6 protein-coding genes are annotated in these 10,207 nt (G+C 66.4%); 1 reads left to right on the plus strand and 5 read right to left on the minus strand.

The genetic code is table 11. The features are described from left to right. Positions 1 to 36 precede the first annotated feature (36 nt). The 3 genes from ahpF to AC3WOS_RS27895 all read right to left on the minus strand — a co-directional run bounded on the left by ahpF (position 37) and on the right by AC3WOS_RS27895 (position 3,740). A complete protein-coding gene (gene ahpF / locus AC3WOS_RS27885; protein ID WP_492720497.1) occupies positions 37 to 1,620 on the minus strand; it encodes an alkyl hydroperoxide reductase subunit F in 1,584 nt (527 codons plus the stop codon). A gap of 94 nt (positions 1,621 to 1,714) precedes the next feature. Then, positions 1,715 to 2,278, minus strand: a complete 564-nt coding sequence (gene ahpC / locus AC3WOS_RS27890; protein ID WP_492720499.1) for an alkyl hydroperoxide reductase subunit C — start codon at positions 2,276 to 2,278, stop codon at positions 1,715 to 1,717. Between the two features lie 253 nt (positions 2,279 to 2,531). Further along, entirely contained in the window at positions 2,532 to 3,740 is a 1,209-nt protein-coding gene (locus AC3WOS_RS27895) for an MFS transporter (protein WP_492720501.1), read from the minus strand. 155 nt (positions 3,741 to 3,895) lie between these two features. Here AC3WOS_RS27895 and AC3WOS_RS27900 point away from each other — a divergent pair, with 155 nt between their 5' ends. Next, positions 3,896 to 5,467 (plus strand): outer membrane protein assembly factor BamB family protein, encoded by a 1,572-nt coding sequence (locus AC3WOS_RS27900; protein ID WP_492720503.1) that lies wholly within the window; start codon positions 3,896 to 3,898, stop codon positions 5,465 to 5,467. Here AC3WOS_RS27900 and AC3WOS_RS27905 read toward each other — a convergent pair. Both AC3WOS_RS27905 and AC3WOS_RS27910 read right to left on the minus strand, forming a co-directional pair. Further along, entirely contained in the window at positions 5,454 to 8,330 is a 2,877-nt protein-coding gene (locus AC3WOS_RS27905; protein WP_492720504.1) for an EAL domain-containing protein, read from the minus strand. The two genes, AC3WOS_RS27900 and AC3WOS_RS27905, sit on opposite strands and share 14 nt — an antisense overlap. 233 nt (positions 8,331 to 8,563) lie before the next feature. Then, the gene (locus tag AC3WOS_RS27910) at positions 8,564 to 9,988 is read right to left on the minus strand and encodes an RCC1 domain-containing protein (RefSeq protein WP_492720506.1); all 1,425 of its coding nucleotides are present in this window, start codon (positions 9,986 to 9,988) and stop codon (positions 8,564 to 8,566) included. Between the last annotated feature and the right edge of the window lie 219 nt (positions 9,989 to 10,207).

Here is a 10,207-nt window from a genome sequence, read left to right on the forward strand (position 1 = left end):
GGGGGGGGGGTGGCCGGCGCTATCTGCTCTCCAGTATCAGGCCGCGGCGGCCAGTGGCGCCACGTCCGCGCTGTCGTCCGAACGGATCAGGTGATCGAAGGCCGACAAGGCGGCCTTGGCCCCTTCGCCGACGGCGATCACGATCTGCTTGAACGGCACCGTGGTCACGTCGCCGGCCGCGAACACGCCCGGTACGGAGGTCTGGCCACGGGCGTCGACTTCGATTTCACCGTGGCGCGACAAGGCCACCGTGTCCTTCAGCCATTCCGTGTTGGGCACCAGGCCGATCTGCACGAACACCCCTTCCAGTTCCACCCGCCGGGCGGCGCCGGACACGCGGTCCGTGTAGCTGAGCGCGTTGACCTTCTGGCCGTCGCCATGGATTTCCGTGGTTTGGGCCGACACGATCACCGTCACGTTGGCCAGGCTGCGCAGCTTGCGCTGCAACACGGCGTCGGCCCGCAGCTCGGCGCCAAATTCCAGCAGCGTCACGTGCGACACGATGCCGGCCAAGTCGATGGCCGCTTCCACCCCGGAGTTGCCGCCGCCGATCACGGCCACGCGCTTGCCCTTGAACAGGGGGCCGTCGCAGTGCGGGCAGTAGGCCACGCCGTGGTTGCGGTATTGCTGCTCGCCCGGCACGTTCACTTCGCGCCAGCGCGCGCCAGTGGCCACGATCACCGACTTGCTCTTCAGGGTGGCGCCGCTTGCCGTCTGCACCTCGATCAGCTTGCCCGGCACCAGCTTGGTGGCGCGCTGGGTGTTCATGATGTCCACCTCGTAGTGCTTGACGTGCTGTTCCAGCGCGACGGCGAACTTGGGCCCTTCCGTTTCCTTGATCGACACGAAGTTCTCGATCGACAGGGTATCGAGCACCTGGCCGCCGAAGCGATCCGACAGCACGCCCGTCTTGATGCCCTTGCGGGCCGCGTAGATGGCGGCCGCCGCGCCGGCCGGACCGCCGCCGACGATCAGCACGTCGAACACGTCCTTCTTGCTCAGCTCGGCCGCCTGGCGGGCGCCGGCGTTCTTGTCCAGTTTGGCGAGGATTTCCTCCACGCTGGTGCGGCCCTGGCCGAAGTGCTCGCCGTTCAGGAACATCATGGGCACGGCCATGATCTGGCGCGCTTCCACTTCCTGCGGGAACACGCCGCCGTCGATCGAGGTGACCTTGATGCGGGGATTGATGACCGACATCGCGTTCAGCGCCTGCACCACTTCCGGGCAATTGTGGCAGGACAGCGAAATGAAGGTCTCGAAGTTGTAATCGCCTTCCAGCTGGCGCACCTGCTCGATCACGGCGTCGTCCAGGCGGATGGTGTGGCCGCCCACCTGCAGCAGGGCCAGTACCAGCGAGGTGAATTCATGGCCCATGGGCACGCCGGCGAAACGTACGCCGATGTCGGTGCCGGGGCGGTTGATGCTGAACGAAGGCTTGCGCTCGTTGTCGTCGCGCCGTTCGACCAGCGTGATCTTGTCGCTCAGCGACACGATGTCCTGCAGCAGCTGCTGCATCTCGTGCGCGGCGGGGCTGTCATCAAGCGATGCGACCAGTTCGATCGGCTGCACCACCTTTTCCAAATAGGCTTTCAACTGCGATTTCAGGTCTGCATCTAACATGATTTTTCTTCCTTGCGTATTCTTGAGGCGTATGCCGGGCCGGACGCCCGGACCGGCATCGCGGTACTACTGTGCGTGAACCAGCAGGTTCAACTTAGATCTTGCCAACCAGGTCCAGCGAAGGCTTCAGGGTCGCTGCGCCTTCGGTCCACTTGGCCGGGCACACTTCGCCTGGGTGGGAAGCGACGTACTGGGCTGCCTTGACCTTGCGCAGCAGTTCGGTGGCGTCGCGGCCGATGCCGTTGTCGTGCACTTCCAGCACCTTGATCTGGCCTTCGGGATTGATCACGAAGGTGCCGCGCAGGGCCAGGCCTTCTTCTTCGATCATCACTTCGAAATTGCGGGCCAGCAGGCCGGTCGGGTCGCCCACCAGTGGGTATTGCACTTTCTTGATGGCGTCCGAGGTGTCGTGCCAGGCTTTGTGGGCGAAGTGGGTGTCGGTCGAGATGCCGTACACTTCCACGCCCAGCTTGGAGAATTCCGCGTAGTTGTTGGCCAGGTCTTCCAGTTCGGTCGGGCAAACGAAGGTGAAGTCGGCTGGGTAGAACACGAATACCGACCACTTGCCTTTCAGGGACGCTTCCGTCAGGTCAACGAATTTGCCGTTGTGGTAAGCGGTCGCCTTGAATGGTTTTACTTGGGTGTTGATCAGAGACATTGTGGTTTCCTCGTGGGGTTGTGAATCATTGAGACGTCAGTGTAAAGTCTTTTCATCCATATGCAAAATTGATTGTCGCAATAGATTCAATATAGTTTGACTATCACGCAAGCATATAGAAACATTATTATCCCCGTTCCGCGCCAGGACGGCGCGGCCGGCTGCAAAGTGCGCGGGGTGGGCGACACAGCGGGCGATGACGGCCCGCCGGAACGATGACGAACAGCGCCGGCGGCGGCGGCCTGCGGAGCGTTCAGCTGCCCAGCGCCCTGTTCACGCGCCACGCCAGCGGCAACGTGAACAGCAGGATCGCCGCCAGCCCCATCAGCGCGACAGGCACGCCGGCCACGTCACCGAGCCGGCCGAACAGCACGGGCGACAGCGCCCCGCCGCCGATGGTGCCCGTGTAGAACAGCGCGAATGCCTGCTCGCGCTTGCCGGCGGCGGCCAGTTCCGGCACCGCGCCGTACAGCACGGACGAGGTGCCGTTCAGCGCCAGCCCCAGCAGCGGCAACAGCGCCATCACACCGGCCTGCGGCAGCCACACGGCCAGCAGGATCAGCAGCGAAGTGGCCGACTCCGTGATCCACACGGTTTTCATCATGCCGATGCGCGCCCCCAGATAGCCGCAAAACAGCTTGCCGAACGCGCCCCCCACGAACAGCAGCGACAGCGCCAGGCCGATGCCGGCCGTGCCGGCCCCCTTGCTTTTCAGGAGAAAGGGCAGGAAGGTGAGGAAGCCCATCCGCACGGCGCTGTCCAGGGTGCCCGTCAGCAGCAGTGCGCGCAGGCCGCTGGCCGATCCCTTGCCGGACGTTGCGGCAGCGCCTTTACGCTGGCCCGCTGCGAATTCATGCGACGCCGGAATCAGCCACCACAACAGCCCGGCGGCGGCCAGGCCCAGCAAACCCATCAGCGTGACGCTGGCCTGCCAGCTGACCACCACCAGCAGCAAGCCTACCAGGCCCGGGATCAGGGTCTTGCCGATGTCGCCGGCAAAGTTGTACTGGGCCAGCGCCTGCTTGACCCCGCCGCCGGCCTCGTGGCTGTCGGTCACCATGGACGACGCCAGCGGGTGCTGGGTGCTGGCGCCCAGGCCACCCAGCAGCAGCGCGATCAGCAGCACCGTCATGCCGCCGGCCTGGCCGGCGATCAGGTAGGCGATGCCGGCCAGCGCCGTGCCGCCCACCAGCATGCGCTCGCGTCCCCAGCGCCGCGCCAGCCGGCTGGCCAGCAGCTGGAAGCCGGCCATCATGCCCGAATAGGCGCCGCGCAGCAGGCCCACCATGGCATAACTGATGGCAAATTGCGCCTGCCAGATGGGCAGCAGCACGTAGATCAGGTCGGTCAAGCCGTCGTGCACGGCATGCGCGCCGCAGGCGGCCAGCAGGGAACGGCGGCGGATGGAGGACTCGGCTGGCGCCAATGCCAGGGATAGGGGTACGGCGTTCTGATCGGACATAAACTTGGGCCAGCGCGTTTAAATGATGACAAGCTTACTTGTGAATGCCGCGCAGCGTCAAAGCCACCTCTCGGGCATCGTCGCAGCAGTCTACTTGCCTGATAATAACAATTGCAAGTAAACTAATTGTTTAAAAAATACAAACAAACTCCTTCATGCACCCTCTCCAGAAACATTGCGCGCTGGCGGCCATGGCCGTCGCCGTGACGGCCTGCGGCGGCGGTTCCGCCCCTGCCACCCCATCGCTGCCGGCGCAGCTTGCCGCGACCAACGCCACACCCCAGCTGATCGAAGGCAACACCGGTACGGAACTGGCCGTCACGGCCAGCTACAGCGGCACCAGCGACCATGCCATCGTCCCCACCTTCCAGTTCGACGACGCCCTGTTCGTCCAGCAGGGGACGATCGACGCCACCACGCCGGGCAAGTTCGTGTTGCACCTGCGCACCCGTTCCGGGCTGGCCGTGGGCAGTTATGCCGGCCAGGTCAGTTTCCGGCTGTGCCAGGACAGCGCCTGCGCCACGGTCTATCCGGGCTCGTCGCAGAGCGTGGCCTACGCCGTCAAGGTGGCGCTGGCCGACTGGGGCACCTTCCAACGCAACAATGCCCACAACGGCTACCTGCACGTGACGCTCGATCCGGCCAGGTTCGCCAAGCTGTGGAGCTGGTCGCGTCCGGCCGGCGATCCGGAACCGGTGGGCGGCATCAACACGGTGGCGACCGGCATGGGCATGGTGTTCGTTTCCAAGGACATCTACTTCGGCCAGGCCGATGTCTATGCGCTCAACGAGGCCGACGGCAGCCTGGCCTGGCATTACGCCTCGGGCCGAATGGCCTCCGAAGGCCCGCCGGCCTACGCCAACGGCGCCGTCTACTTCGCCACCACCACGGCAAGCGAACAGTCGCGCCTGACGGCACTCGATGCCGCCACCGGCAAGTACAAGTTCACCATGCCGTATGACTCGCAATGGACGGCTTACTTCGCGCCCACCATCGAAGGCGACAGCGTGCTGCACACCTCGGGCCTGCTGTCGAGCTACGCGACGGCGGACGGCAAGCTCAATTGGCGCGTGCCGGCCGCCGCCTACGACGTCACCACCCCAGCCGCCGACGCCACTTACGTCTACCAATACGGCACGGCCAACGGCGGCAACCTGTCAGTGTTCGAGCGGGCCAGCGGCGCCCTGGTGGCCAAAATCGGCGACCCGTTCTTCCCCGGCTGGTCCGGCTATTCCGAATTCGCGGCGCCCATGCTGGGCACCGGACACAACGTGATCGCCTTCAGCGGCGGCGGCTTCAGCGGCCAGGCGGCCAGCAACAGCGAGCAGTATGAGCAGCGGGTCCTGGTCGATTACGACGTCACCCGCCAGGCCATCGGCTGGCGCACGGCGGACGCCTACCAGACCCATCCGGCGCTGGGCAACGGCGTGCTGTACGCCGCCACCAGCACCAGGCTGGACGCCATCGACGAGACGGACGGCCAGGTACGATGGTCATGGGCACTGCCGGCCACCGATACCGGCTTCCACCGCAACGTGCTGGTGACGGACAACCTGGTCTTCGTCAGCACCGACCGCGCCGTCTATGCGATCGACCTGAAGACCCATCTGCCCGTGTGGCAGTACGGCCAGGGCGGCAACCTGGCCATTTCCGGCGCCGGCATCCTGTACATCACGACCGGGGTGCGCGGCAGCGATGGCGGGCTGGTGGCCATCAAGCTGATGTAACGGTGGCTGGGGCCGGCCAGTCGCCGGGAGCCGCCCCAGCCTCCGGCGCGTGCAGCGCCTGCGCCTTGAGCAGGGCGTCGAACTGCTCGGCCGGCATGGGGCGCGCGAACAGGTAACCCTGGCCGTAGTCGCAGCCGGCCGCCGCCAGCAGGTCACGCTGCTCGGCCGTCTCCACCCCTTCCGCGATCACCCGCAGGCCCAGCTTGTGGGCCATGACGATGATGGCGTCCGACAGCGCCATGTCGCTCGAATCGGGCGCCAGGTTGCGGGTGAAGCTGCGGTCGATCTTCAGGTAATCGATGTCGAACTTCTTCAGGTAGGACAGCGACGAATAGCCGGTGCCGAAGTCGTCCAGCGCGACCTGGATGCCGGCGTCGCGCAGCTGCAGCAGCTTGTTGCTGACGGCGCTGTTGGCGTCGAGCAGCAAGCCTTCCGTGATCTCCACCACCACCGACTGGCCCGGCAAGTCCAGCGCCTGCAGTTCGCTCAGCCAGGCCTGGTAGGAGCCGTCCTCGCGCTGGAATTCCAGCGGCGACTGGTTGACGCTGACCTGGAACTCGGGATGGTGCTCGTTGCGCCAGCGCCGCACCCAGCGCACCGATTCGCGCAGCACCCATTCGCCGATCTCGATGATCAGCCCGCTCGCCTCGGCCAGCGGGATGAATTCCAGCGGGCTGACCATGCCGCGCTGGGGATGGTTCCACCGTATCAACGCTTCGGCCTTGTGGATGCGGCCCGTGCGCAGGTGCACGATGGGCTGGAAATACAGGGCCAGCTGGCCGCCCTTGAGGGCGCCGCGCAAGTCGTTGGTCAGGCGCATGCGGTTGAGCGCGGCCACCTGCAGCGTGGGCGTGAAATAGCTGAAGCGGTTGCGCCCGCCGCCCTTGGCCGCGTACATGGCCTGGTCGGCATGCTTGAGCAGGTTGTCGATGTCGCGCGCGTCGTCCGGATACAGCGTGATGCCGATCGAGGCCGACACGAACGCTTGCTCCTCGCCCAGCGCGAACGGGGCCCGCAGACTGTCGAGGATGTGCTGGGCGATGGCGTCCACCCGGCCCGCCTCGTCCACCCCGGACAGGATCACCGTGAACTCGTCGCCGCCCAGGCGCGCCACCGTGTCGGACTTGCGCACGCAGGCGCCGATGCGCCGGGCCGCGTCCACCAGCAGCACGTCACCCTGCTGGTGGCCCAGCGTGTCGTTGACTTCCTTGAAGTGGTCGAGGTCGATGAACAGCACGGCGATGCGGCTGCCGTCGCGCTGGCTCTTGAGCATGGCGTGCGCCAGCCGGTCGTGGAACATGCGCCGGTTCGGCAACTGGGTCAGCGGGTCGAAATTGGCCTGCTGCCAGATCAGCGCTTCCGTCTCCTTCTTGTCCGTCACGTCCTCGATCATGCACAGGTGGTGCGGATGGCCGCGCGCGGCCGTCTCGATGGCGGCCACCGAGGCGTCCACCCACACCACCGTGCCGTCCGGCCGCAGCAGCCGCTTGGACAGCTTGTAGCCGGCGATGCGCCCGGCGTTGAGCTGCTCCATCTGCAGCAGTTCCGGCGCCACGTCGTCCGGGTGGCTGAGGTCCATCCAGCGGCTGGCGATCATCACCTCCAGCGTGCGTCCCGCGATCTGCAGGTAGCGCGGGTTGATGTCGCTGAAGCGGCCCGTGTGCGAATCGATCAGGGCGATGCCCAGCGGCGCCTTTTCGAACATGGTGCGAAAACGCAGCTCGCCCTTGCGGATGGTTTCCTCGGCCCGCTGGCGTTCCCGCGCCAGCAGGCTGAAGTGCACGGCCGCGCCCAGCACCAGCAGCAGCGCCGCCGCGCCCAGCACCCGGTACAACCACGTCAGGCGGTTGCGGCCCTCGCCGGCCTCGTACATGAAACCGTCGAAGCTGGCGTGGGCCGGCAGCATATCCAGCCCCGCGTACACGTCGGCGATATGGCGCCAGCGCTCGGGATTCATGTAGCCGATCTCCACCAGCACGGGCTGCACCAGCGGCACCATCTGGCGCGCCTCGTACAGCAGGTGCTGGCGGTCGTTGCGGCGCGAATACTTGTTGAGGATGAGGTCGGCGATCTCTTCCTGGTGGCTCATGGCGTACTGCCAGCCGCGCATGCTGGCGGCGCGGAACGCCTTGACCCGCTGCGGGTGGCCGGTCACCTCGGTCTCGCTGGTAAACAGGTTGTCGCCGTAGAAATCGATGCCGGCCGCGCGCGGGCTGTAGATGTCGTAGGGGAAGCCGAGCCGGTCGAAAATGTCAGGCTCGTTGGTGATGTAGATCGACATGGCGTCCACCTTGCCCGACACCAGATCGTCCGGATTGAAGCTGTGCTCGACGCGCTGGAAGCTGGTGACCGGTATGCCCTCCTGCTTCAGGTAGGCCAGCAGTTCGTCGGCGCTGGTCAGCTCGTCCGTGAGCGAGCCTATCATGGCGCGCTTGCCGACGATGCGGCGCAAGTCCGGTTCCGTGCCGCGCTGGCGCATCACCAGCGCATACGGCGAATGCTGGAAGATCACGCCCAGCACTACCACCGGCTTGCCGGCCAGGCGCGCCAGCAGCAGGCTGCTGGTGCCGACACCGTAGTTGGCCGTGCCGGCGAGCACGGCCCGTTCCGGCGCATTGCTATCCGAGCCTTCCAGAATACGCACGTCCAGCCCCGCTTCGCGGTAATAGCCGCGCTCCAGCGCCGCGTAATAGCCGGCGAACTGGAACTGGTGGCTGTGCTTGAGCTGCAAGGTGACGGCGTCCAGGGCCTGGGCCGGCGCCGCCGCCAGCAGGGCCCAGCCCAGCAGCAGCCAGCCGCGCCGGCCCAGAAAGCGGACGGCGTGGCGACAGCGGGCGGCAAGACGGGCGGCGGTGGAGGGCACGGCTGATTCCTGTGGCAAGAGTGCGGGGCGCGGGCGCGCCCGCAGATTGTAGCCCGTCCCGCCGGCGCCACGCATGCCGTGTCGTTGCATTACGACAAAATATTGCGCGCGAATGGGCGGCGCCGGCCTGCCATGGACAAGCCGGCGTCAGTGGCCCTGGCCGCCGCCACCGAGGCTGAAAAAAAAGGCGGCCGGGCTTGCGCCCGCCGCCTGGTGTGCCGCCCGCCAGCTGTTTACGGCAGGTTGACCGGCGTGGGCGCGGACACCGTCTTGCCGTTACCCAGCTGGCCTTCCACGTTGCGGCCCCAGCCCCACAGCGTGCTGTCCGTCTGCAGGCCGAAGGTGTGGTTGGCGCCGGCGCTTACGCTGCTCCAGTTGCCGGCCGTGCCGATGCGGTTCGGGCTGCTCGTATCCAGCCCCAGGCCATCGCCCAGCTGGCCGTCGCCGTTGGCGCCCCAGCCCCACAGCGTGCCGTCGGTGCGCACGGCCATGGTGTGGCTGCCGCCGGCCGAGACCACGGCCCAGTTCATGTCGGGCGAGATCTGGGCCGGCAAATTCACATCGAGCGAACCGTTGTTACCCACCTGGCCGAAATTGTTGCCGCCCCAGGCGAACAGGGCACCGTCGGCGCGGATCGCGACCGAATGGCTGTCGCCGGCCGACACCACGGTCCAGGTCGAGGTGCCGACGCGGGTCGGAGTCAGCCCATCCGTGCCGCTGGTGCCCTGGCCCAGCTGGCCATTCAGGTTGCCGCCCCACGCGTACAGCGAACCATCGGCCCGCAAGCCCAGGCTATGGGTGGCACCGGCCGCCACCTTGAGCCAGGGCGTGGTGACGGCGGTGACGATCTTGGTCGGCACCAGCTTGTCGATATTGCTACCGTCGCCCAACTGGCCATTGAAGTTACGGCCCCAGCCATACAGGACGCCGGTCTTGTTGACGGCCAACACGTGGGCCTTGCCGGCCGCCACGTAAGTCCAGTCGGCGGTGGTGCCGATCTTGACCGGTGCGGCACGGTCGATGGTGGTACCGTCGCCCAGCTGGCCATTCTGGTTGAAGCCCCAGGCCCACAGCGTGCCGTCGGCGCGCAGCGCGACAGTGAACTGCTCGCCCACGGCCACCTGCTTCCAGGTCAGCACGTTGCCGGTGACGGGGGTCGGGGTCAGGCGGTCGGTGGTGGTGGTATCGCCGAGCTGGCCGCGGTTGTTCAAGCCCCAGCCGTACAGGCTGCCATCGGCCTTGCGCGCGAAAGTCTGGTTGCCGCCGGCCACCACCGTGGTCCAGGGCGCCTTGACGGTCAGGTCGGTGCTGCCGGCCACGCTGCCCACCGTGGCCGTGACGGTGTCGGTGCCGACTGCCTTGCCCGTCACCAGGCCGCTGGTGAATACCACCGACACCACCGTGCCCTTGGCCGCCCACGATACGCCCGACGTCAGGGCCTTGCTGCTGCCATCGTTATAGGTGCCGGTGGCCGTCAACTGCTGGCTGGTGCCGATGGCGATGGTGGGGCTGGCTGGCGTGATGGCGATCGAGACCAGAGTCGGGCTGGTCGACGAGGAGCTGCCGCTGGTGCTGCTGCCGCCACCGCCGCCGCAGGCGGTCAGCACGGCCAGCAGCGGCACCAGCAGCAGGGACGACAATTTCAAGGTAGTTTTCATAGTGTTCCAATTCATCACTAAAAAATGGCGGCGCCGGGCCGGCCGGGGCGCGCAGGACGCGCCAGCATGCAGCCAGTGTAGCCGGTGACAACGGCAGGCCATCGCCCGAGCAAGCCTGAATTATCCACGCAAATGGATCGATTGCGGCTATTTGCAATATTTCTTTTCGGAATTATATGAAAAAAGGCCGGCGTCCACCTGCCGTGGTGACAGGTGGAC

This window comes from Rugamonas sp. FW305-51, from assembly GCF_058786935.1.